The organism is Pedobacter terrae (genome assembly GCF_036946585.1).
Lineage (GTDB): Bacteria > Bacteroidota > Bacteroidia > Sphingobacteriales > Sphingobacteriaceae > Pedobacter > Pedobacter terrae_C.
In genome coordinates, this window is sequence record NZ_JAQIIV010000021.1 from 30538 (window position 1) to 54879 (window position 24342).

A 24342-nucleotide genomic window follows, 5' to 3' on the forward strand; every position below is an offset into this window, starting at 1 on the left:
CCGCTCAGTGATCTTCCCGGATGGGAAGATCCGGGATTGGCAACCATAAGGTAAAGGCTTAAAGGTAGAAGGCGTATAGTTTATTCGCTCAAACCTTCCAACCTTTTAACCTTCCAACCTTCAACCTTAACAAATATGTTCAAATTAAACCTAAAAATAGCTTTACGGAACCTTTGGAAAAACAAAGGCTTTTCTCTGATCAACATTGGAGGCTTGGCCATTGGCCTGGCCAGCTGTATGGTGCTGTTGCTTTATGTTGCTTATGAGTGGAGTTACGATAAGCAATTCTCCAATCATGATAAAACTTATGTTGTTTATCAAAATATGGAGGCAAACGGTAAAACTTTTAGCTGGGCGTGGACACCTAATGTGATGGCTAAAGAAGTACAGGAAAAAATTCCTGGTGTTAAATATGCCTCGCATACTACTTATCCTGGAAAAAAGTTAATTACGGTTGGCGATAATAAAATAAACAGCAGTGCCATATTTGCCGACCACAATTTTATTAAAATACTGGATTATAAATTTCTTGAAGGTAACCCGGCCCGGGTTTTAAAAGATGTAAATACCATTATCCTCACCAAATCTTTTGCAAAAAAGTTATTTGGAAATGAAGATCCTATTAATAAAATGGTAAAGCTGGAAAATCAGGAGGTATTAAAGGTCGAAGCCGTAATAGAAGATGTGCCTGCCAATAGTAGTTTGGCTTTTGAGTGCATCATGCCCTGGGCGCTTTTTGAAAAACGGGAAACCTGGGCAAAGGAGGACAATTGGGGCAATAATATGTGTTTAACACTTGTTCAATTACAAACCAATAACTTTTTCAGCGCTGCAAATAATTTGATGCATGATATTTATAAACGCAATCAGAAAGATAATATGTCTGTAGCTTTATTGCATCCATTAACCAAATGGCACCTGTACGATGATTTTGAAAACGGCAAATCGGTAGGAGGTAAAATAGATCAGCTAAGAATATTCTTGTTGCTTGCCTTTTGCATCTTGTTGATTGCCTGTGTCAATTTTATGAACTTATCTACTGCACGTTCAGAGCGCAGGGCAAAAGAGGTTGGTGTTCGTAAAGCAATAGGGTCGACGCGTAAAGCTTTGATCAATCAGTTTTTTTTAGAATCCTTGCTCCTCACTTTTATCGCCACAGTTTTAGCTTTTATTTTGATTGAGGTTAGTTTACCATATTTTAACAGTTTGTTAGATATCAAATTGACAATAGATTATCACAATAGCCTGTTTTGGTTAACCTTATTGGGTTTAATGATTTTAACCGGGTTGATTGCCGGCAGTTATCCGGCGCTTTATCTATCTTCTTTCGAGCCTATTAAAGTTTTAAAAGGTTTCACCCTGAAAACAGATTCGTCTGCTGCAGTAAGGAAAGTATTAGTGGTTGGCCAGTTTGTTTTTGCTGCGGCTTTAATTGTTTGTACAGCAGTAATTTATCAGCAGCTTAACTATGTGAAAAACAAACCTATTGGTTACGATAAATCCAATTTGATTCAAATTGCTGTAGTAGGTAAAATAAATGACAATGTTAAATTGGAATTACTTAAAACCCAACTTCTGGCATCAGGCGCAGTAAGCAACGTTACAACATTTAGTACAGATTTTACTGAAGGTGGAGACAATACTACGGCTGTAGATTGGGAAGGTAAAAATCCGAACGAGGCTATTTCTTTTAACCATAGGGCAATAGGATATGATTTTGTTGAAACTATCGGCACAAAAATGATGAGTGGAAGGGAATTTTCAACAAAATTTCCAAATGATACAACTAGTGTATTGTTAAATGAAGCAGCCGTGAAAATGATGGGATTGAAAAATCCTATTGGCAAGGTAATTACTTTCTGGGGTAAAAAATTAACTACAGTTGGTGTGGTTAAAGATTTTGTGGTAGAAAGTGCTTATCAAAGAGTGGCCCCGATGATTTTTAGAGCATATACAAATGGCGATGCGCGGGTGCTGATAGTGAGGTTAAATCCTAATCAAAATATCAGTTCATCACTGGCTAAAATTGATGAGCTGGTAAAGCAAATGGAACCAAATTATCCTGTAAACCGGAAATTTGTGAACGAATCGTTCGAAGGGAAATTTAAAAATGAAAAATTACTAGGTTCACTTTCAAACTGGTTTGGTGGTTTTGCCATTTTCATTTCTTGTTTAGGTTTATTGGGCCTGGCACTTTTTATGGCCGAGCAACGCAAAAAAGAAATCAGTATCCGTAAGGTTTTAGGTGCCAGCACCGGCAATATCTTGGTATTATTAAATAAAGATTTTATAAAGCTGGTGGCTATTGCCAACATGATTGCCTTTCCGTTAGCTTATATCATTATCAATAAATGGTTATCTGCTTTTGACTACCGTGTGGCTATCTCATTTATTCCCTTTTTGCTAGCCATCGTTATCTCCGTTTTAATTGCCGTGTTAACGGTCAGTTTGCAATCGGTAAAAGTGGCGAAAGCTAATCCTATTGATGCTTTGAAATATGAATAAGGTGTAGGGTTAAAGGTTTAGGGCGTACGGTTAAAACGCCCAGACCTCAAACCTTATACCTCAAACCTTACACCTTATGTTTAGACTCAACCTAAAAATAGCCTTACGCAATCTGTGGCGAAATAAAGGCTTTACCCTGATCAATCTGGGCGGATTGGCCCTTGGTTTGGCCAGCTGCATGATCTTATTATTATATGTAGCCTACGAATATGGTTATGACAAGCAGTTTACCGATTACGATAAAACTTATGTGCTTTACAATAACCAAAAAGCCGCTTCAGAAACTTTTAGCTTTATGGCTTTCCCAGGTCAGTTGAGAGATGAAATCAAAGAGAAAGTTCCTGGTGTGGCTAAAGTAAGCCGCCTATCCTATCCTGAGCCGATGCTTTTATCCTACAATCAGAACAACTTTAAAATGAATGCCGTTTTCGGCGATCCGGATTTTCTTAAGATGTTCGATTATAAGGTATTGAAAGGTAATCCGAATACGTTTTTGAACAGTGTAGATGGGGTAATTCTGACAGAGACACTGGCTAAAAACCTTTTTGGTAATGAAGATCCACTTAACAAAGTGGTTAAACTTGATAACAAGGAGAGTTTGAAAGTAGAAGGCGTTATTGCTGATCGCCCTAAAAATTCGACATTGGGACAAGATTATATCATGTCCTGGAGATTGTACGAGAAATTAAATCCATGGACCAAAGAAAGTGGCTGGGGAAATAATTATTGTATGTTGTTTGCGCAACTTCAGGATAATTCCTTTTTTAATCGTGCCAATAACCAGATGAAAGGCATGATTAAAGCCCACGATAAAGAAGTCAATGGCGAACCTTTTATGCATCCTTTATCCAAATGGCATTTATACGATAAATTTGAAAATGGCAAAAATGTAGGCGGAAGGATAGATCAGCTCAGAATATTCTTTCTTTTGGCTTTTTGTATCCTGTTAATTGCCTGCGTTAATTTCATGAATCTCTCTACCGCCAAATCAGAAAAACGGGCACGCGAAGTTGGGGTGCGTAAAGCCATAGGCTCTTCGCGAAATAACCTGGTAGGCCAGTTCATGTTCGAATCCGTTCTATTAACCACACTGAGCATGCTTGTGGCTTTTGTTTTGATTGAAGTAAGCCTGCCGTATTTTAACAATTTATTGGGCATTACCCTGGGGATAGATTATAAAGATTATAAATTTTGGACGGTATTTTTAGGTTTAACCCTGTTTACTGCGGTAATTGCCGGAAGTTATCCTGCTTTTTACCTTTCTTCTTTTGATCCGGTTAAAGTTTTAAAAGGGTTTAAACTTGCAGGAGGCTCTTCATTGTCAATTCGTAAATTCCTGGTTATTTTTCAATTTGTATTCGCGGCATGTTTAATCGTTTGTACTACAGTGATTTATCAGCAGTTAAACTATATTAAAAATAAGCCTATCGGTTACAACAAAGCAAACCTGGTACAGATTTCTACCGAAGGTGAATTTTCGAAAAAGGAAAAACGCGAAATCCTAAAAAATGAATTGCTTAAATCAGGTGCCATAACCGCTTTTACCGAGTATAGTTTGTCGTTAACTAGTGGAGGCAACAATACTTATGGAATCAATTGGCCGGGTAAAAATCAAAAAGATAAAATACTGGTTAACTTCAGGTTTACAAACCTCGATCTCACGAAAACTACCGGCATGGAAATTTTAAAAGGAAGAGACTTTTCTAAAGATTTTGTAGATACGGCTAATGTATTGGTTAACGAAGCAATGGTTAAGGTGATGGGAATGAAAGATCCGGTTGGTAAAATGATTGAATGGGGGCAGCCCGTAAGAATCATTGGTGTGGTTAAAGATTACGTAATGGAATCACCCTATCAGAAAGCGACCCCTTTACTTATTGCGCAAAATCCCAATAATGTCACTACTATTATTATGAGGTTAAATGATAAAAACAACATCACCTCATCTGTTAACCAGATTAGCGAAACAGCGAAAAAATTAAATCCGGCTTATCCGGCTACGATAAGGTTTGTTGACGATAACTTTGAATTAAAATTCAGGAATGAAAAACTGTTGGGAACGCTTTCTAACTGGTTTGGTGGTTTTGCTATTTTTATTTCCTGCCTGGGTTTATTAGGTCTGGCTTTATTTATGGCCGAGCAGCGCAAAAAGGAAATCAGTATCCGTAAAGTGTTGGGCGCCAGTACAGCAAATATCCTCACTCTATTGAACAAAGATTTTGTTAAACTGGTTGCCATTGCTAATCTGATTGCATTTCCGTTGGCTTACATTATTATCAACAAATGGCTTTCTGGCTATGAATACCGGATTTCAGTTTCAGCACTGCCGTTTATTGCGGCCATAAGCATTTCAGTTATTATAGCAATACTTACAGTAAGTATGCAATCGGTTAAAGTAGCAAAAGCAAACCCAATAGATGCGCTAAAATATGAATAAATGAAGGCTGAAGGTTTTAAGGCAGAAGGCTAAAGTGCCCAAAAACCTTCCATCCTTTAACCTTTCAACCCTCAACCTTATAATTATGTTCAAATTAAACTTAAAAATCGCGTTGCGCAACCTGTGGAGAAATAAAGGAATTACTGCCATTAATATCGGGGGGCTGGCCGTTGCTTTGGCCGCATTTATTTTGGTGATACTTTATTTTACGTACGAAACAAGTTTTGATAAAACTAATCCTAACTATAAAAATATTTATGTGGTAGGGCGGATTGAACCCGACTTTAAGACGAACTACACTTCACCACCCTTAGCAAAAGCCATTAAAAATCATTTCCCGGAAGTGGAAAACGCAGGGATTACCAAACGTGGGTTTTTCGAATTCACCATGAAGCATGGCAAAAATACATTGTTTGCTAAAAACTTTATGCAGGCGGATTATAATGCAGCTAAAATTCTCGATTTGAAGCCTACAGGCGGTTTGGAAAAACCTGCAGGAGATGTTGAAAGGCTTTCTTACCTGAGCAAGGAAAACATGAAAGCGCTCTTTCCTGACAAAACGGATAATAAACCGGAAATGGTGGGCATGGGCTCAAGCAATTCGGGCATCACGAGCAAAATTAATGGCTCAATTATCAATAATTTGCATTCAAACATCACTTTTGATGGCATTTCAATTGGGAATGAAATAGGAAAGGGCGAGGAATACGGATACAATAACTACACCACTTACATTCAGGTAAAACCAGGAACCAATGTCGAAAACCTTGAGCAGAAAATTACAGCATTATACCGCAGAGAATTACTAAAAGGCGAAACTAACCGAAAGACAATTGAAGAAATTAAAAGTATTTCCACCTTTCTGGATCCGCTGGCGAATTTACATTTGAAACCAAGAGCTGGTAATGATGCGCCCTACAAAATATTAATGTCCCTTTCCATATTGGGAATTTTAATTCTGGTAATCGCTTGTATCAATTTCACTAATCTAAGCATAGCACAAGCGACCAAAAGGGCCAAAGAAGTTGGTGTTAAAAAAGTAATGGGTGCTTACCGTTTTCAGCTAACCACTCAATTTCTTGTAGAAATATTTATTCAGTGTTTTGTAGCAACGATTCTTGGATTAATTTTAGCCGAACTGGCATTGCCATATTTCAATAACCTTTTCCAGATCAACCTTTCTATCTGGACGATTGAAGATAATCTATTTTGGCAATTGCCCTTAGTTTTATGCCTGATTACCTTAATTGCCGGTGCTTATCCTGCTTTAGTATTATCCGGTTTCAAGCCAGCGTTGGTGTTAAAGGGTAATTTTTCTACAAGTAAAAAAAGTTCCTGGTTGCGAAATGGTTTATTGGTTTTTCAGTTCAGTATCGCAGTAATTTTTATTATTGGTTTGTTTATTATAAACTCACAGCTTAAATACATGCGAAGTGAGGATTTAGGTTTTAGGGCAAATCAGGTTGTGTATATTAAGAACATCAGCACGTTTAATAAGCCTGAAACATTCGTTCCTGTTAGAGATAAAATTTTAAAAATTCCTGGAATAAAATCGACCACTGTAGCCACAGATATTCCGAACGGTGCAGAAGGCGGCGCTAATGGTTACACTTTCGAAGGTGTACAATCCAGCCTTGATTTTATAGATGTAGATTTTGATTACTTTGAAACGCTGGATATCAAATTAAAAGAGGGCCGTTTTTTTTCAAAGTCATTCCCTGCTGATACGACCAATGCTGCCGTGATAAATGAAAGTACAGTTGCTAAATATGGTATGAAAAACCCGGTTGGTAAAATAATCAGAGGCTGCAATATTGATTATAAAATTGTTGGTGTAATTAAAGATTTTAAGGCTCAGGGATTTGAAAGTGCAGTTAAACCAACCATTTACGCGATTAAAAACCCTTGCGGCAATTATAAAACGCAAATAATGGTAAAGATTGAGAGCAACAAAATGTCTTCCGCGCTAGCTGCTTTGAAAGCACATTGGCCTCAGATAAACCCGAAAGATGGCGAAGATTTCAGGTATGAATTCTTAGATGAGCTTTACGGCAAGCTTTTCAAAAAACAAGAGCAATTACAGTCGATGTTTATTGGAGCAGCTTTACTCACCATTTTTATTGCTGTTCTAGGCTTGTTTGCCTTCGCAAAATACATCACCAATGGACGTATCAAAGAAATCGCAGTGCGCAAGATTTTGGGTGCCAGCGATATTCAGATTTTTAGTTTAATCAACAGTTCATTTTTTATAATGGTGCTTGTAGCTAATGTAATCTCTTGGCCTTTAGCATATGTCATCACAAAAAGGTGGCTTGAAACCTTCGCCTACAGAATCGATCTGCCAATTTTACCATTTATAAGCAGCGCTCTAATAACCATTTTATTAACAGTAATTACCGTGAGCATTCAGGCTAGAAAAGCTGTCAAAGCAAATCCAGTTGATGCCTTGAAATACGAATAACGAACTGCGATAGGCGTTTGGTGTTTGGCGGGATGTAACGCTGATCGCCAAACGCTTTACGCCAAGCCTTAAACCTTATGTTCAAATTAAACTTAAAAATCGCACTACGGAATCTGTGGAAGAACAAAACCTCTTCTTTCATCAATGTAATTGGCCTGGCTATCGGCTTGGCCGCCTGTTTAATGCTGTTGCTTTATGTAACCTATGAGTGGAATTTTGATAAGCAGGCGAAAAACTGGCGCAATGTGTATGTGGCCATGACTAATGTTCCAGGCGAAGGAAACAAAATTGCCGGCACTTTCAATGGTTCCACCACTGCTTTAGGTCCGCTTTTGAAAGAAAAATTGCCCGAGGCAAAATATGTTGCCCGGATGGATTACGGTAAAAAAAGTTTAATAGCAAACGGACAAAATAGTTATAAAAAGGATTCGAAATTTGCCGAACCTGATATACTTCAAATGTATGATTATCAGTTTGTTTCAGGTGACTCAAAAACTGCACTAAAGAATCCACTTTCAGTTATTTTAACAGAAAGTATAGCCAGAACCTTATTTGGAACTACTGATGTACTGAATAAGTCCGTTCGTTATCAGGATAAAGAAAATCTTACCATTACCGGCGTAATTAAAGATTTACCCGAAAATAGTTCTAATCGTTTCGATTTTTTAATGCCCTGGTCGCTTTATGAGATTGTAGATGGTAGCGCAAAGGATTTAAACTGGAATAATTACAGTTTCGTAACGATGGTGTTATTAAAACAAGATGCAAATATTGATTTGGTAAATCGTAAAATTGATGCTTTGATTAAAACAAATGTGCCACAGAATGCACAATCACAGCCACACTTTTTGTATCAAGCCAGCAAACTGCATTTGTTTGGAAAGTTTGAAAATGGCAAACCTATAGGTGGTGATATTGAGCAAATTTATCTTTTTATTGGTTTGGCATTTGGAATTTTATTGATTGCCTGCATCAATTTTATGAACATGGCGACGGCAAAATCGGAGAAAAGAGCAAAGGAAGTAGGTATCAAGAAAACGATCGGTGCAAACCGCTCATCACTAATTCTTCAGTTTTTAACCGAATCGATGGTACTTACATTGGTTGCAGTTGTACTTGCCATTGCTTTACTTGAACTTTCGATTCCGGCATTCAATCAATTGCTAAATATTAATATTGGCATTTCTTATTTTAGCTTGACGAGTTGGCTTGGGATACTGGCCATTGTATTAGTCACGGGGCTAATTGCTGGTAGTTATCCAGCTTTTTATCTGTCAGCCTTTAATCCAATCCAAACCTTAAAAAGAAAAATCACGGCTAAAGGATTTTTAAATATCAGTTTAAGGCAGGTGTTGGTTATCGGACAATTCTGTTTCGCCATTATACTCATTATTGCAACTTTAGTTATCTATCGGCAAATTCAATACATTAAAAATAAGCCTGTCGGTTTTGATGTTAATGCCTTGGTCGAAATTCCTCAGGATGGCGAACTAAAAACCAGATTCGAGTTATTTAAATCTGAACTGCTTAAATCCGGTGCGGTAACTTCGATGTATCAATCATCCGTTAGTCTTTCACACCACGGCCGCAACTTTATGGATATCAAGTGGGATGGAATGACCAAACCCGAAAATACAATCATGTTTAATCAGGTAGCTACTTCGTACGATTTTATTAAAACCAATGGTATTAAATTATTGGAGGGACGGGATTTCTCGAAAAACTTCGCATCAGATACCAGTGCCTTGCTGGTAAGTGCCTCGGCTGTGAGGGTATTTGGTTATAAAAACCCTATTGGCAAAAGGGTAAATCTTTATGGCACCAACGCTTATATTATTGGTGTATTTAATGATTATGTATGGGATTCGCCTTATAAATCAAACAATCCGCAGGTTGTATTTTTAAATCCAAAGCAAACTGGTACAATTACGATGCGTCTGAATAATACAAACAGTTTGCAAAGTAATATCGAAACCATCAGCAGAATTACAAAGACTTTTAATCCTGCATATCCAACGGAAATTACCTTTATAAATGCATTATATCAGGAAAAATATAAATCAGAAAAAACCTTAGGTATTCTTTCCAATTTATTTGGCGGCCTAGCCATTTTCGTTTCCTGCCTGGGTTTATTTGGTCTGGTTGCTTACAGTGCAGAACAACGTACCAAAGAATTTGGTGTTCGGAAGGTTTTAGGTGCATCGGTAGCCAATTTAATGCAGTTACTGTCGTTGTCTTTCCTAAAAATGATCGCCTTAGCCATTGTAATTGCCATTCCGGTAAGTTATTATATAATGGGGAAATGGCTGAATAATTTTGAATATCACACAGAATTTAGCTGGTGGATTATGCCGGTAGCTACTTTTGGTACCTTATTAATGGCTTTAGTTACGGTTAGCTTTCAAGCTTATAAAACGGCGAAAGCTAACCCTGTTGATGCTTTAAAATACGAATAACAAACTGCGATTGGCGTTTGGTGTTTGGCGGATATTTAACGCTGATCGCCAAACGCTTTACGCTAAACCTAAAACATATGTTCAAATTAAATCTAAAAATCGCCTTACGCAACCTCTGGAGACACAAAGGCTTTACATTAATCAATGTTGGTGGCCTGGCTATTGGTATGGCTTGTTGCTTAATGTTATTGCTGTATGTCAATTACGAATGGAGTTTTGATAAACAGTATAAAAATGCAGATAAGGTTTATTTCGCAAGTTTAAACCTGAAATATAATGGCAAACTGGCTACAACCATGGCCGTGCCGAATAAATTGGCTAATGCTGCCATGATAGAACTGCCAGGTATTAAAAATGCTGCACGCATCACCATGCCTGGCAACTCCAGACTCTATAGCCATGAGCAGAATCATTTTAAACTGGAAGCATTGAGTGCAGATCCCAGTTTTCTGCAAATCCTTGGTCAGAAATTTATTTATGGAAATCCAGAAACAGCATTGGCCGAACCGAATAATGTATTAATCAATGCCTCTACAGCTAAAAAGTTATTTGGCAGTCAAAATCCACTGGGCCAGCTTATTACTTATGATAATAAAATCAGCTTGAAGGTAAGTGCAGTAATTGAAGACCTGCCTAAAAACCAGACCATTCAGTTTGATGTTTTACAGCCCTGGACATTTTATGAACAGGAAAATCCGGGCGAGAGAGAAAACGGATGGGGCGCTATCACCTGTTTAACTTTATTCCAGCTAAAAGATAATGCCGATTTAACCGCTACTAATACAGCCATTAAAAACTTTATTGTAAATAAAGAAGCTGATCTGAAAGAAATGACTTACCAGCTTTTTCTTTTTCCTTTGGCTAAATTCCATTTGTACGATCATTTTGAGAACGGAAAATCGGCTGGAGGTAAAGTAGATCAATTGCGTTTATTTGTTTTTCTGGCCATTTGCGTATTGCTTATTGCCTGCATCAATTATATGAACCTTTCTACGGCAAAATCAGAAAAACGCGCCAGGGAAGTTGGTGTGCGAAAAGCCTTGGGTTCCACCCGAAATACCATTATGGGGCAGTTTATGATCGAATCGCTATTATTGTCTGTTATAGCGATGGCCATTGCTTTCATCACGCTCGAACTTTCCATGCCCTATTTTAACAACCTGCTTGATATTTCAATCAAGATTGATTACAGTTCTTACTCATTTTGGATACTGTTGCTGTCGATGGTATTGATTACAGGTTTGCTCGCCGGAAGCTACCCTGCATTTTACCTTTCTTCTTTTATTCCCGTAAAAGTGCTTAAAGGTTTTAAAGGTTCAACAGGTTCATTGTCTATCCGTAAAACATTGGTAATATTACAGTTTAGTCTTTCCATCTGCATGATTATCTCTGCCGTTGTGATTTATAATCAGATCCAGCACCTGAAAAATAAGCCACTGGGTTTCGATCAAACTGCACTCGCCCAGATCGATCTGGAAGGAGAATGGACTAAACCGCAGAAACTGGCGCTGTTTAAAAATGAGTTACTAAGAACAGGCGCCGTTATGGCAGCTACAGAATATGCAAGTTCTTTTACCAATGGAGGGTCGATAACAAGCGACATTACCTGGCCAAATAAGCCCAAGAATGATGTTTCTATTATCCATTATAGAAGTACTGGCTTCGATTTCACCAAAACTACAGGGGTGAAAATTGTAGCGGGCAGAGATTTTGATCCTAAATTTCCGGCAGATACCGCCACCTCACTTTTACTCAATCAATCTGCTGTCAGAACCATGGGCTTAAAAAATCCTGTTGGTACAGTGATTCATTGGGGCGATAATCCACCGCTTAAAGTGGTAGGCGTGATGCAGGATTATTCAAATGAATCGCTTGCTTCGAAAATACAACCCACCGTTTACTATTATAATATTAAAACCAGTAAGGTTTTATTGCTGAAGTTAAATCCGGCACAATCATTAAGTACTTCGGTTGAAGCAATAAAAACCGTCAGCAGCCGCTTAAACCCCGCCTATCCTGTTGAGATAAAAATGGTTAGCCAGGGGATGTCTGAAAAACTAAAAAGTGAAAAATTACTTAGCGTACTTTCGAACCTATTTGGCGGTTTTGCGATTTTTATATCGTGTTTAGGCCTGCTCGGTCTGGCTTTGTACACGGCCGAACAGCGCAGCAAAGAAATCAGCATCCGCAAAGTATTGGGTGCTAACCTTTCTGATATTTTAATCCTGCTGAACAAAGATTTTATGAAACTGGTGGTTATTGCCAACTTCATTGCCATTCCGGTGGCTTACGTGCTCGTGGCTAAATGGCTCGAAAAGTATGATTACAAAATTTCGATAAATCCATGGCCTTTTTTGCTGGCACTTTTCACTTCGGTATTGATTGCACTCGTTACGGTAAGCATGCAAACTTTTAAAGTTGCCAAAGCCAATGCCGTTGATGCACTTAAATACGAATAATGCCCGGAAGGGCGAAGGTAATAGGGTAGAAGGTTTAACCACCTGAACCCTCAACCTTCCAGCCTTTAACTTTTCAACCCTCAACCTCAAAAGATGTTCAAACTCAACCTCAAAATCGCCTGGCGAAACCTCTGGAAAAACAAAGGTTATACATTGATTAATATCCTTGGTCTGTCAATAGGGATGGCAAGTTGTATCCTGATTTTTATTTTTATCCGGTATCAGTTAAGTTTCGATGAAGGTTTTAAAAATGAAGACCGTATTTTCAGAGTAGTTACTAATTGGAAATACGAAGCTTTCGACGATTTTTCTTCCGGTGTACCGATCACTTTTCCGGCAGCAGCAAGAAATGAAATTGCAGGATTTGAGAAAGTTGGTTTTATTGTAAAACGGGGCGATGTTTTTCACATCCGAGACGACCATGGACTAGAAAAGATTAAAATTCAGCATGCTGTTTACTATGCCGATCCGGATTTTTTTGAGGTTTTCGATGATATTAATTGGGAGTATAGTAATCCTCGAGCGGCCCTTTCTGAACCCAATGCTGTAGTGCTATCCAAGGCCAATGCAATTAAATTTTTTGGTTCGGTAGAAAATGCAGTGGGCAAAACCATCACTATGGGAACCCGTGTTAACCTTAACGTTACAGGTGTGATACAGGATATGCCGCAGAACAGTAGTTTCCCACTTGGGATCATTGTAAGCTATGAAACGTATTATGGTCGCAACAATACGAACTGGGATTCGGTAAATTCCAGCTCATCGAGTTATGTGCTGTTAAAGAAAGGAACAACACTTGCCGATATGCAGGCTCCGTTAGCGAAGTTTAATAAAAAATATTACCCAATCGAAAAAATAGCCGGCAACCAAAATAACCAGCTGCAGGCGTTAAGAGATATCCATTTTAGTGAAAAATACGATAATTTTGCAGATTCTACTATTGGCAAAAGCGAAATTTATGGTCTGGCTATTATTGGTTTGTTTCTGATACTCACCGCCTGCATCAACTTCATCAATTTAAGTACAGCGCAATCTGTAAACCGCTCGAAAGAGGTTGGTGTACGTAAAGTGATGGGAAGCAAAAGGAAACAGTTAATTGTACAGTTTTTAACCGAAACTTTTGTAGTTAGTTTAATGGCTTTGTTAATAGCCTGCGTAATTGCCGAACTAGCCATTCCGCTAATGCAAAACCTGTTCAAAGGTCAGGTTCAGTTCAGTCTCTTTGCGCATCCTTTAATTTTCTTTTTTATGGCGATTTTAGTCGTTTTTGTGGGCTTTCTTGCTGGTTTCTATCCTGCATTAGTCGTGTCAGGTTTTAATCCGGCGCTGGCTGTTAAAAATAAAATTGCTTTAAATGGCAATGGTTTAGGCCTCCGCAAAATTTTAGTGGTGATTCAGTTTTCCATAACTGTCATATTGATTATTGGAACACTGGTCATTATCAGGCAAATGGCATATGTACAACAGAAATCATTAGGTTTTAACTCAAATGCAGTTGTAATGGTAGGTATGCCGGGCGATAGTTTGAGCAAAACAAAATTAAACACTTTTAAGGCACGGGCTTCGCAGATTCCCGGAGTAGAGTTGCTTAGTTTTTGCCAGACACCGCCTTTATCTTCCGATGTAAATTCAACAGACTTTACCTATAATGGTGTCAAGAATAAAGATTTTGAGTTAAGAACGGTAAGGGCAGACGAAAATTACTTTAAAGTCTTCGATTTAAAGCTTGTAGCGGGCAGAATATTTCAGAAAAGTGATACCGCCAACGGCTGTGTGGTGAATGAAACCTTTCTCAAAAAAATGAGTATTCTTAAACCTGAAGATGCCATAGGTAAAGTGATAAATGCAAGTGGCAACCTGGTGCCAATCACAGGCGTGGTTAAAGATTATAACGATAAATCGTTGAAAGAAAGCATATCGGGACTTGCAATTTTTCCCGGAAAACTTAATTATTGGAATGTGGCGATAAAAATGGATAGCAAACAGATACTACCTGCCATGAAACAGATAAAATCCTTGTGGAACAGTACCTTTCCTGACAATATTTATGATGCAGATTTCGTTAATGCGCGGATAAAAAGCTATTATGAAAGTGAGCGCATCACAGGCATATTATTTAAGGTGTTTGCCGGCATAATTATTTTCATATCATTTATTGGTTTATTCGGATTAATATCTTTTGTGGCCACACAGAGAACCAAAGAAGTTGCCATTAGGAGGGTGCTGGGCGCCTCAACACTTGAGCTCGTAAAAATGCTGAATGGTTCCTTTCTCATTATGGTATCCATTGCCAACTTATTAGCATGGCCACTCGCTTACCTTTTTGTTTCAAAATGGTTAGCAGGTTTTGCCTATCGCATTGATATCAGCGTTTGGCCATTTGCTCTTGCGATGGCCATATCAATGACAATTACGCTGATTACGGTAAGTTTCCGCTCTTATAAAGCAGCCTCAGCAAATACCATTGATGCACTTAAATATGAATAATAACCTGCGGTAAGCGCTTAGCGTACAGCGTAACTTTCCCGCTCATCGCTAAACGCCATACCCTAAACCTTAAAAAGATGTTTAAACTTAACCTTAAAATCGCTTTACGCAACCTTTGGAAAAACAAGGTATATGCCGCTATCAATATTGTCGGACTGGCACTTGGTTTAACTGCTTTTGTGCTCATGATTTTATATATTAATCATGAAGAGAGTTACGACAAATGGTCTCCGGAATTAAAAAATGTTTACCAGATCAGAGAAAAACACAATTTTTTTACCCCTGATAATAAGGAGCACTGGAATGAGGTTTCAAACAGCCGCATCGCGAACCTGATCAGGACAAAATTACCACAGGCAGTTGCAGTAACCAAAGTAGATAACGACTGGGACTTTGGCAGTGGCTATTCCGTTAAAACAGACAACGCCGATCCGATTATGGTGGATAAGATAAAAGATTCGGATAGCAGTTTCTTTAAGGTTTTCGACTATCAGTTCGTTCAGGGCAGTGCAGATAAAGCACTGGAAAACAAAAATACCATCGTTTTGAAAGAAGATCTCGCCATAAAACTTTTCGGTACAACAAGAGCTCTGGGTAAGACAATAAAAATAATACGCTGGAGGGATGACAAGGGCAATCTGTTAACCGTCACCGGTGTAGTAAGTGAACCTAAATCGCCACAAAGCGTGGGTTTTAGTGCGATTGTGCGAACTGGAAATAAAGATAAAGATCCTGATGAACCGACAAATAATAATTATTGTCTGGTTTATACCAAACTTAATAAGTCCAGCGATACACTCGTGTTAAACCAAACTTTGCAGAAGTTATATGTTGATTTCAAGAAAAACTTGCTGAAAGGGCAGAAGCAGGATAGTGAAGATATCCAAAAACCTGAAAAATTGCCGGGCTTAAAAGTTATCCCCTTAGAAACTGTTCATGCCAATCCGCCGTATACCCTAAGCTGGTTCGAAAAGTTGAAACCTGTAATGGCTATATCGGCATTTTTGCTCTTGGTTTCCATCATTAACTTCATCAATCTAGCTACTGCACAGTCCGTTCAGCGGGCTAAGGAAGTAGGTGTAAAAAAAGTACTTGGTTCTTACAAAAGGCAGTTGACCGCTCAGTTTTTAGTCGAATCAGGGTTGCAAAGCCTGATTTCACTTTTTCTCTGTATCGTTTTGATTGAAATGGTATTGCCGGCTTTTAACCAGCAGTTTAATGTGGCATTAAGTTTTTGGCACAATGCCCGATTGATGATCCTGATTGTTCAGCTGTTAGGCCTGTTTGTGTTTGTAACTTTACTTGCAGGTATATATCCAGCCTGGATTTTATCCAACTATAATCCTGTAGCCGTTTTAAAAGGGAATTATGAAAATGGTTTGCGAGGTATAATCCTCCGGAATGTCCTGATCGTCTTTCAGTTCGTCATTTCTGTAACTTTCATTATATCCATTGGGGTAATGGAAATGCAATCCCGGTTTATCAGCAATAAGGATTTAGGTTTTGAAAGAGGAAATCTGATCAATATCAAAACCAATTATGAAGATAAATTTGCCGATAGATTGAAGAAAATACCTGGCATTCAATATGTTGCGACCACTACACAGGTGTTGGGGAATAGCTTTAATGTGCCCGAAGAAGTTCAATACAAAGGTAAGCCGATAAAGTTAAATACCGTTACCGTTACAATGGATGCATTGCCTGCACTCGGTGTGAAAATATTGCAGGGCAGGATTTTTTCAAAAGAATATAAAAGCGATACCGTTAACACTGTAGTCCTAAACGAGGCGGCGGCAAATTTATTCGGTAAAAATCTAGTCGGACAAACCTATCAAAAAACCGATTGGCAAGGTAAAAGCAATGTTTTTCAAGTGGTTGGCATTATTAAAAACTATCATAATGAAGGCTTTGAAAAAGCGGTTTTGCCAACGGTTTATAAAGTGACCAGACTTGGTGGAACTTCTAATACAAACAATTTGCTCGTACGTTTCAATACGGCTCAACATAAAGAAATCATCAACAAAATTGAAAAGGAATGGAAAATGATGTATCCAAACTTCCCGATAGAGTACTATTCTATGGATGATGCTTTTTCAAAAAGCCTGGAAGAAAACAGGCGGTTTATGAACATGATTATCCTGTTCAGCCTGGTTTCTGTTTCCCTTTCATTGCTTGGTTTATTTGCGCTTTCTACATTTGTGGCTAAGCGGAAGACCAAGGAGATTGCAGTAAGGAAAGTGCTTGGTGCATCAAATATCCAGATTATAAGCTTGCTTAACAAATCGTTTTTAATTCTGGTTATCGTGGCCAACTTAGTGAGTTGGCCTATCGCCTACATCATTATAAAAAAATGGCTCGAAGGCTTTGCTTATCGCATAGACGTACCCTTTATGCCTTTTGCTGCTGCTACATTAATTTCTGTAATTATAGCCATCCTCACGGTGAGTATACAGGCAAGAAAAGCCGCTGTAACTGATCCGGTGAATGCACTTAAATATGAATAACGGCGAGAAGGCAGAAGGTTTTTAGGTAGAAGGCTAAATTGTCCAAAACCTTCAAACCTTTAACCTTTAACCCTCAACTTTAAAAAATATGATACAACTTACCAATATCGAAAAGTACTACGCCAGCAAAGGCGTTAAAAATTATGTATTACGCCTGGTCACCACTACCATAAATCAAGGCGAATTTGTTTCCATCATGGGGCCATCCGGTGCCGGAAAGTCGACCTTGCTTAATATTATTGGCATGCTGGAAGAACCCACTTATGGCAATTATCATTTTATGGGCGAAGATGTAACCAGTTTGAATGAACGTAAACGGATTGAGCTGTACCGCAACCATATCGGTTTTGTGTTTCAGGCCTACCATTTAATTGATGAAATGACGGTTTACGAAAACATCGAAGCACCACTTTTATACAAGAAGGTGGGTAGCGCAGAACGGGCCAGCAGGATAGCCGATCTTCTCGACAGGTTTAACATCGTGGCTAAAAAAGATTTGTTTCCTAATCAGTTGTCTGGCGGTCAGCAGCAGTTGGTAGGCATCGCAAGGGCTTTGGCTGCACAGCCTTCCATTATTCTGGCTGATGAGCCTACAGGGAATTTGCAATCGGCACAGGCTGAAGAAATTATGGGGCTGTTTAAAAAACTTAATAAAGAGGAGGGGATTACGATTATACAGGTTACCCATTCAGAAAAAAATGCACAGTATGGAAACAGGATATTACACATTGCAGATGGCGTAGTAAAAGAAGATTTGGCGGTTAAAGCTTAGCTATTTCTACCGGTAGTAATCCTTTTTAATTAGGGTTAATTACCTTTGCGTTATGCAAAAAACGTTTACCGATCAGATGGGGCGGGAGGTAACCATTAATTTTCCGCCCAATCGGATTGTTTCTTTGGTACCTTCACAAACCGAGTTGTTATTCGATCTTGGCCTTGATGCCGAAATTATCGGTTTAACCAAATTTTGTATCCATCCGATCGAAAAGTTTGCGGAGCGTATCAAGGTAGGGGGTACAAAAAAATTGAACATTGATTTGATTAAGGATTTAAAGCCTGATCTTATTATTGGTAACAAAGAAGAAAACACGCAGCAAGACATCGAAGAGTTAGCCGAATATTTTCCGGTATGGATGAGTGATATCTTTACTCTTGATGATGCCATGAAAACCATCGGACAGATCGGCGAACTGGTAAACCGGCAGCCAGAAGCCAGTTACCTCAATCATTTAATATCAGCTGGATTTAATGATTTAAAAATACTTGCACTTCAAAATAAAGTTGATATAAAGGTCGCCTATCTCATCTGGCGAAAGCCTTATATGGCCGCCGGAAAAAATACTTTTATTGATGATGTTTTGCTAACTAATGGAATGACGAATATTATCCATGAGGAACGTTACCCCGAAGTAGCACTCGAGGAACTAAAAACTTCGAACTGTGAACTGATTTTGCTTTCATCAGAGCCTTACCCTTTTAAAGAAAAACATATAGCAGAAATTCAGGCAGCAATTCCAAATGTTAAGATTCTATTGGTTGACGGCGAAATGTTTAGCTGGTATGGAAGTCGATTGGTTAAAGCAGTTCAATATTTCTTTGAATTTCAGAAGCTAATCGCGAGCCTTTAAAAACAATTTTTACAATTTGTAGCATATCTTTAAGTTAAATCGTTACCTGTAATATATCATTGTTTAATGATCAATATTTACAAATACATAATTATATGAAAAAGATATTAGTATTAGTTTTATTTGTAGCGGCAATGTCTGGTTGCAGTTCAATGAAAAGTGGCGAAAAAGCCAGTATGTTTACCATAAGCGGAACGATAGAAAAGCTAGGAATGACTACTTTTCAATATGGTACACATTTATTAAAAGCCGATAGTAAAACTTATGCCTTAAAAAGCGAAACCATAAATCTGGATTCGTATTTGAATAAAAAGGTTAGGATTGAAGGAAAGAAGGTTGCTGGTTATCCTGTTGATGGTGGCCCTGAACTGGTTGATGTAACACTTGTGAAATTTTAGGTATCAAAGGAAATTTAAGATGGTTAGCGTTTTGGCTAACTCCATAGCCCTTGTCTTACAAACCTTGGGGGATAATCAAATTTTTATAAGTCATTAATTTGATTATTCAATTAAGTTTCTATCTTTGCAGTCCTTAAAACATCCTGCCTGCGGAAGTGGCGTAATTGGTAGCCGCACCAGACTTAGGATCTGGCGCTTCACGGCGTGGGGGTTCGAGTCCCTTCTTCCGCACCATATTATAAGCCGTTCTAATAATCCAGAACGGTTTTTTTATGCCCTAAACTTTTTTGGTTAATTCTCCTAATATTCAAACATGGTACTATCGAAACAACTCCTCAGGGGGGCAATTGGAAATTGACATTTTCGTTCGCGTAGGAATGTTTGGCATGTTAGAATATTTTCAGGGCAATGGCTGCTGGCACCAACATCCGGTTAAAAAAAATCCAAAACGTCCCATCGGGGACAACTCCCCGGTGGCCAATTGCAAAATTGGCGTTTTCGTTCCGGAGCGACGTTTGGTGTTTTAACCATCAATATTTCATCTATCCTTGCCACCTAAACCTGATCGAAGTGGTTCCGATTTTTTATCGGAAATAACGGAGAGCAGGGCTGCATAACCATAAGCGCTACTGGACCTGCTTTCCGAAAAAAAACTTTTATTTTTTCCTGCTGGCTGCCGTCTTCACTTGCCAAAATATAATCAAAGTAGTTCACAAAGACGGTTGAAAAGAATGCACATCGTTCTAAAATCCTTCCACTAGTAAAATTTTCTCGTTAAAAATTAGTGAGTTAGCATTTATTTTAAAGAATAATAGCCAAAATATGGTCTATACCTTTTGATTATCCAATCTTGTTTCTATCTTTGCAGTCCTTACAACATCCTAACTGCGGAAGTGGCGTAATTGGTAGCCGCACCAGACTTAGGATCTGGCGCTTCACGGCGTGGGGGTTCGAGTCCCTTCTTCCGCACAACAAGATAAAGGCCGTTCCGATGTTTACATCGGAACGGTTTTGTTTTTAAAAACATTGATTAATAAAAATTGATGTGCTTTTTCGGTTGTGGCGATATATGGTTTTTATCATATCTTAATTCTCCGATATAAAGCACATCTTAATATATCTCAGAAAAAATGAATATTACACAGGAAAAAACCGGCAACTTAAATGCTGTTGTAAAAATCAAGATCGCACCTGCTGATTACACCGGAAAAGTGGATAAAGCTATTAAAGATCAAGCTAAAAAAGCACAATTACCTGGTTTCCGTAAAGGAATGGTTCCTGCTGCCCACATTAAAAAAATGTATGGCAAAAGTATCTTAGTAGAAGAGGTGAACAACTTGTTAAACGATACCTTATCTAACTATATCGCTGAGCAAAAATTGGAAATTTTAGGTCAACCACTTCCTAAAATAGACGATAAACGCGAATTCAAATGGGATAATACAGATGATTTCGAGTTTGATTATGAATTAGGTTTAGCGCCAGCTTTTGACGTAAATCTTTCATCTAAAGATACGTTCACGGAATACGTAATTAAAGCTGATCAGGAAACTTTGGAAAGCCGTATCAAAAATATCCGTCGTAGTTACGGTAAAATGACCAATCCAGAGGTTTCAGCTGATGGTGATGTGCTTTACGCGGAATTAACACAGGTAGCTGAAGATGGTACTGCTGTTGAAGGTGGCATTACCAGTACCGGAAGCGTTCGTTTAGATCAGATTAAAGATGAAGAAATCCTTAAATCATTAATTGGTTTAAAGAAAGACGATGATGTTACCATCGATATCCAAAAAGCATTTGAAGATGCTGCTGTTGTTGCAAAGGCTTTAAATATTTCAGAAGAAGAAGCTGCTGCTTTAAAAGGAAACTTTAAACTTCATGTTAAAAACGTTAACCGTTTAGAAGAGTCTGACTTGAACCAGGAGTTTTTTGACAAATTATTTGGTGAGGGTACAGTAACTGACGAAGATGGTTTCAGAGCTAAAATTACTGAAGAAGTTGAAGGTATGTTTAAACAAGATGCAGAACGTAAATTATCTAACGATATTTATGAAGCATTATTAGCTAAACATAGTTTTGAATTGCCTGATGAATTTTTACGTCGTTGGTTGAAAGCTACCAACGAAAAATTAACAGACGAAGAATTAGCTGAAGGTTATGATGATTTCGCTAAAAACCTGAAATGGACTTTAATCGAAAATAAAATCATTAAAGATAACAGCATTGAAATCAAGTATGAGGATGTAGTTCAGGCCGCTAAAGCTAAATTAGATGCACAATTCAGAATGTATAGCCCAAGCCCACTTCCTGAAGACCAGTTGGCACAATATGCTGTTCAATTTTTACAGGAAAAAGAAAATGCAAACCGTGTTTTCGAAGAAGTAAAAGCATTAAAAACTTTCGAACAAATCAAATCTGTTGTTACTTTAGAACAAAAAGATATTGATTACGATAAGTTTGTGGAGTTAAATAAAGCATAGGGCATTGAGCATGGTGTAGATTACCAAATCGCCTTGTCCAATTGCAAACCCAAATAAAAAATCTTATTTTGTTGAATGGCAAAATTTAGATTTCAAGACCTATTAATCTGGCAAAGGGCTATTTTAACGGGAAATAAATTAATTGATATTTCTGAAAGATTAGAAGAAATAAAAAAATTTAGATTTGCAGAGCAGCTTCGAGGAGCTGCTCTTAGCGTATCTAATAATATTGCAGAAGGTTCAGGTTCCAATTCAACACCTGATTTCAAAAGATTTTTAAATTTTGCCCACCGTTCTGTATTTGAAAATGCTAATATTCTATTGGTATTGAATTTAAGGTTGCTGGTTTCTGACAAAGATTTGGGTGAGTTACTGGAAGATTTAGATGTTTTGGCAAGGATGATTTCCAGTTTTTCGAAAAGTTTGAAATAGAGCGTGCAATATTGTCAGACATATTGATGTGGTATACTCTTTGTCTAAATAAAATATAATTAAAATATTATTTATATTTTGGTTTATATTATTCACGAAACGATGGGGAACAGAAGCGCTCTGCGCTATGCACTCTGCTAAAAAACTCAAATAATGAACATAGACTCACAAGAATTCAGAAAATTTGCCGTTAAAAATCAGGGAATTGGCGGTTTACACGTAGATAAATTTATTGCACAAGCTAATCTGAACCCTCAGAACATGACGCCTTATATTATTGAAGAGCGTCAGCTAAATGTAGCTCAGATGGATGTTTTTTCAAGGTTAATGATGGACCGTATTATCTTTTTAGGTGATGCGATTTATGATCAGAATGCAAATATTATCCAGGCGCAATTGTTGTTTTTGCAATCAACAGATGCTGATAGGGACATTCAGATTTACATTAACTCTCCAGGTGGCTCAGTGTATGCTGGTTTAGGTATTTATGATACTATGCAATATATTCAGCCAGATGTTGCTACCATCTGTACAGGTATGGCCGCATCAATGGGTGCGGTTTTATTAGTAGCCGGTGCTAAAGGTAAACGTGCGGCTTTGCCTCACTCAAGAGTAATGATTCATCAGCCATCAGGTGGTGCACAAGGTGTGGCATCTGATATGGAGATCAACTTAAGAGAGATGTTGAAATTGAAAAAAGAATTATACGATATTATTTCAGAGCACTCTGGCCAGGCATATGATTGGGTAGAGAAAGCTTCAGATCGCGATTATTGGATGACAGCTGACGAGGCTAAAGGATTTGGTATGGTTGATGAAGTATTATCGAGAAACGCAAAAAAAGATGGCGAAACAAAATAAAGAATCCCGTTGCTCATTCTGCCATTCTGGCAAGCATGAAACGTTAATGTTGATTGAAGGTATGGACGCGTTTATCTGTGATAAATGCGTTACCCAGGCCAATCAGTTGCTTGCACAGGAGTTAGGTACCAAAGGCACAAAAAATATTCAGGAGGCAATAAATTTATTAAAGCCTCTTGAAATTAAACAACATCTTGATCAGTATGTTATTGGTCAGGATGATGCAAAAAAAGTATTGTCTGTCGCTGTTTACAACCACTATAAACGTTTAAATCAAAAAGTTGATAAGGACGAGATTGAGATTGAGAAATCGAACATCATGTTGGTAGGGGAAACAGGTACTGGAAAAACCTTATTGGCAAAAACCATTGCGAAAATTTTGCATGTGCCATTTTGCATTTGCGATGCGACAGTTTTAACCGAAGCTGGTTATGTTGGTGAAGATGTTGAAAGTATCCTGACCCGATTGCTTCAGGCCGCAGATTACGACGTAGCAGCTGCCGAACGTGGTATTGTATATATAGATGAAGTAGATAAGGTAGCGCGTAAAAGCGATAATCCTTCCATCACACGCGATGTTTCAGGCGAAGGGGTTCAACAGGCTTTATTGAAGATTTTAGAAGGTACAGTAGTAAACGTGCCACCTCAGGGCGGACGTAAGCACCCAGATCAGAAAATGATCCCTGTAAATACTAATAATATTCTATTTATCTGTGGCGGCGCATTTGATGGTATTGAACGCAAAATTGCCAATCGATTACGTACCCAGGCAGTAGGTTATAAAGTAAAGAAAGATGAGGTTGTCTTAGATCTTAAAAATCTTTATAAGTATATTACACCTCAGGATTTAAAATCATTTGGATTAATTCCGGAATTAATTGGTCGTATACCAGTTCTTTCTCACTTAAATCCATTGGATAAAGCATCGTTAAGAAACATTTTAACAGCGCCTAAAAACTCACTCATCAAACAGTACGTGAAGCTTTTCGCTTATGAAGATGTGAAGTTGGTTTTTGATGATGAAGTTTTAGATTTTATTGTGGATAAAGCAATGGAATACAAACTGGGTGCACGTGGTTTAAGATCAATTTGCGAAGCAATTATGTTGGATGCGATGTTTGATACACCAACACAAACGGATGTCAGGGAATTGCACATCAATCTCGATTATGCGATAGAGAAATTTGAAAAGGCCGACTTTAAAAAGTTGCAGGCTGCATAAAAATTCAAATCC

General features: G+C 38.1%; 14 protein-coding genes and 2 tRNA genes. All 16 read left to right on the plus strand.

All coding sequences use genetic code 11. The features are described from left to right. Nucleotides 1-135: 135 nt before the first annotated feature. The 16 genes from PGN18_RS19900 to clpX all read left to right on the plus strand — a co-directional run bounded on the left by PGN18_RS19900 (nt 136) and on the right by clpX (nt 24330). On the plus strand, nt 136-2505 hold the full coding sequence (locus tag PGN18_RS19900) for an ABC transporter permease (protein WP_335321327.1): 2370 nt from the start codon (nt 136-138) through the stop codon (nt 2503-2505). Between the two features lie 76 nt (nt 2506-2581). Then, complete coding sequence (locus PGN18_RS19905; protein WP_335321328.1) at nt 2582-4942, plus strand: ABC transporter permease; 2361 nt, start codon at nt 2582-2584, stop codon at nt 4940-4942. An 85-nt stretch (nt 4943-5027) separates the two neighbouring features. Next, on the plus strand, nt 5028-7403 hold the full coding sequence (locus tag PGN18_RS19910) for an ABC transporter permease (RefSeq protein ID WP_335321329.1): 2376 nt from the start codon (nt 5028-5030) through the stop codon (nt 7401-7403). Nucleotides 7404-7480: 77 nt separating this feature from the next. Further along, the gene (locus PGN18_RS19915; RefSeq protein ID WP_335321330.1) at nt 7481-9859 is read left to right on the plus strand and encodes an ABC transporter permease; all 2379 of its coding nucleotides are present in this window, start codon (nt 7481-7483) and stop codon (nt 9857-9859) included. Nucleotides 9860-9936: 77 nt separating this feature from the next. After that, entirely contained in the window at nt 9937-12318 is a 2382-nt protein-coding gene (locus PGN18_RS19920) for an ABC transporter permease (protein WP_335321331.1), read from the plus strand. A 93-nt stretch (nt 12319-12411) separates the two neighbouring features. Continuing rightward, complete coding sequence (locus tag PGN18_RS19925; RefSeq protein ID WP_335321332.1) at nt 12412-14805, plus strand: ABC transporter permease; 2394 nt, start codon at nt 12412-12414, stop codon at nt 14803-14805. A 77-nt stretch (nt 14806-14882) separates the two neighbouring features. After that, nucleotides 14883-17309, plus strand: a complete 2427-nt coding sequence (locus PGN18_RS19930) for an ABC transporter permease (RefSeq protein WP_335321333.1) — start codon at nt 14883-14885, stop codon at nt 17307-17309. A gap of 88 nt (nt 17310-17397) precedes the next feature. Further along, on the plus strand, nt 17398-18081 hold the full coding sequence (locus tag PGN18_RS19935) for an ABC transporter ATP-binding protein (protein ID WP_335321334.1): 684 nt from the start codon (nt 17398-17400) through the stop codon (nt 18079-18081). A 52-nt stretch (nt 18082-18133) separates the two neighbouring features. Further along, complete coding sequence (locus PGN18_RS19940) at nt 18134-18937, plus strand: helical backbone metal receptor (protein WP_335321335.1); 804 nt, start codon at nt 18134-18136, stop codon at nt 18935-18937. Nucleotides 18938-19032: 95 nt separating this feature from the next. Continuing rightward, nucleotides 19033-19335 (plus strand): hypothetical protein, encoded by a 303-nt coding sequence (locus PGN18_RS19945; RefSeq protein WP_335321336.1) that lies wholly within the window; start codon nt 19033-19035, stop codon nt 19333-19335. A 149-nt stretch (nt 19336-19484) separates the two neighbouring features. Further along, a tRNA-Leu gene (locus PGN18_RS19950) sits at nt 19485-19569 on the plus strand. 653 nt (nt 19570-20222) lie between these two features. Continuing rightward, nucleotides 20223-20304, plus strand: a tRNA-Leu gene (locus PGN18_RS19955). A 161-nt stretch (nt 20305-20465) separates the two neighbouring features. Next, a complete protein-coding gene (gene tig, locus PGN18_RS19960; RefSeq protein WP_335321337.1) occupies nt 20466-21815 on the plus strand; it encodes a trigger factor in 1350 nt (449 codons plus the stop codon). A gap of 75 nt (nt 21816-21890) precedes the next feature. Further along, entirely contained in the window at nt 21891-22247 is a 357-nt protein-coding gene (locus PGN18_RS19965) for a four helix bundle protein (RefSeq protein WP_335321338.1), read from the plus strand. A gap of 153 nt (nt 22248-22400) precedes the next feature. Beyond that, nucleotides 22401-23108 carry an ATP-dependent Clp endopeptidase proteolytic subunit ClpP gene (gene clpP / locus PGN18_RS19970; RefSeq protein WP_335321339.1) on the plus strand — a complete coding sequence of 236 codons (708 nt, stop codon included), beginning with the start codon at nt 22401-22403 and terminating at the stop codon, nt 23106-23108. Further along, nucleotides 23092-24330, plus strand: a complete 1239-nt coding sequence (gene clpX / locus PGN18_RS19975; protein ID WP_335321340.1) for an ATP-dependent Clp protease ATP-binding subunit ClpX — start codon at nt 23092-23094, stop codon at nt 24328-24330. Before clpP ends, clpX begins: the two co-directional genes overlap by 17 nt. The last annotated feature ends 12 nt before the right edge of the window (nt 24331-24342 follow it).

Bases quoted from the DNA above. Each gene is read 5' to 3' on its own strand.
- PGN18_RS19900 (WP_335321327.1), top strand. From the start codon at position 136: ATGTTCAAATTAAACCTAAAAATAGCTTTACGGAACCTTTGGAAAAAC.
- PGN18_RS19905 (WP_335321328.1), top strand. From the start codon at position 2,582: ATGTTTAGACTCAACCTAAAAATAGCCTTACGCAATCTGTGGCGAAAT.
- PGN18_RS19910 (WP_335321329.1), top strand. From the start codon at position 5,028: ATGTTCAAATTAAACTTAAAAATCGCGTTGCGCAACCTGTGGAGAAAT.
- PGN18_RS19915 (WP_335321330.1), top strand. From the start codon at position 7,481: ATGTTCAAATTAAACTTAAAAATCGCACTACGGAATCTGTGGAAGAAC.
- PGN18_RS19920 (WP_335321331.1), top strand. From the start codon at position 9,937: ATGTTCAAATTAAATCTAAAAATCGCCTTACGCAACCTCTGGAGACAC.
- PGN18_RS19925 (WP_335321332.1), top strand. From the start codon at position 12,412: ATGTTCAAACTCAACCTCAAAATCGCCTGGCGAAACCTCTGGAAAAAC.
- PGN18_RS19930 (WP_335321333.1), top strand. From the start codon at position 14,883: ATGTTTAAACTTAACCTTAAAATCGCTTTACGCAACCTTTGGAAAAAC.
- PGN18_RS19935 (WP_335321334.1), top strand. From the start codon at position 17,398: ATGATACAACTTACCAATATCGAAAAGTACTACGCCAGCAAAGGCGTT.
- PGN18_RS19940 (WP_335321335.1), top strand. From the start codon at position 18,134: ATGCAAAAAACGTTTACCGATCAGATGGGGCGGGAGGTAACCATTAAT.
- PGN18_RS19945 (WP_335321336.1), top strand. From the start codon at position 19,033: ATGAAAAAGATATTAGTATTAGTTTTATTTGTAGCGGCAATGTCTGGT.
- tig (WP_335321337.1), top strand. From the start codon at position 20,466: ATGAATATTACACAGGAAAAAACCGGCAACTTAAATGCTGTTGTAAAA.
- PGN18_RS19965 (WP_335321338.1), top strand. From the start codon at position 21,891: ATGGCAAAATTTAGATTTCAAGACCTATTAATCTGGCAAAGGGCTATT.
- clpP (WP_335321339.1), top strand. From the start codon at position 22,401: ATGAACATAGACTCACAAGAATTCAGAAAATTTGCCGTTAAAAATCAG.
- clpX (WP_335321340.1), top strand. From the start codon at position 23,092: ATGGCGAAACAAAATAAAGAATCCCGTTGCTCATTCTGCCATTCTGGC.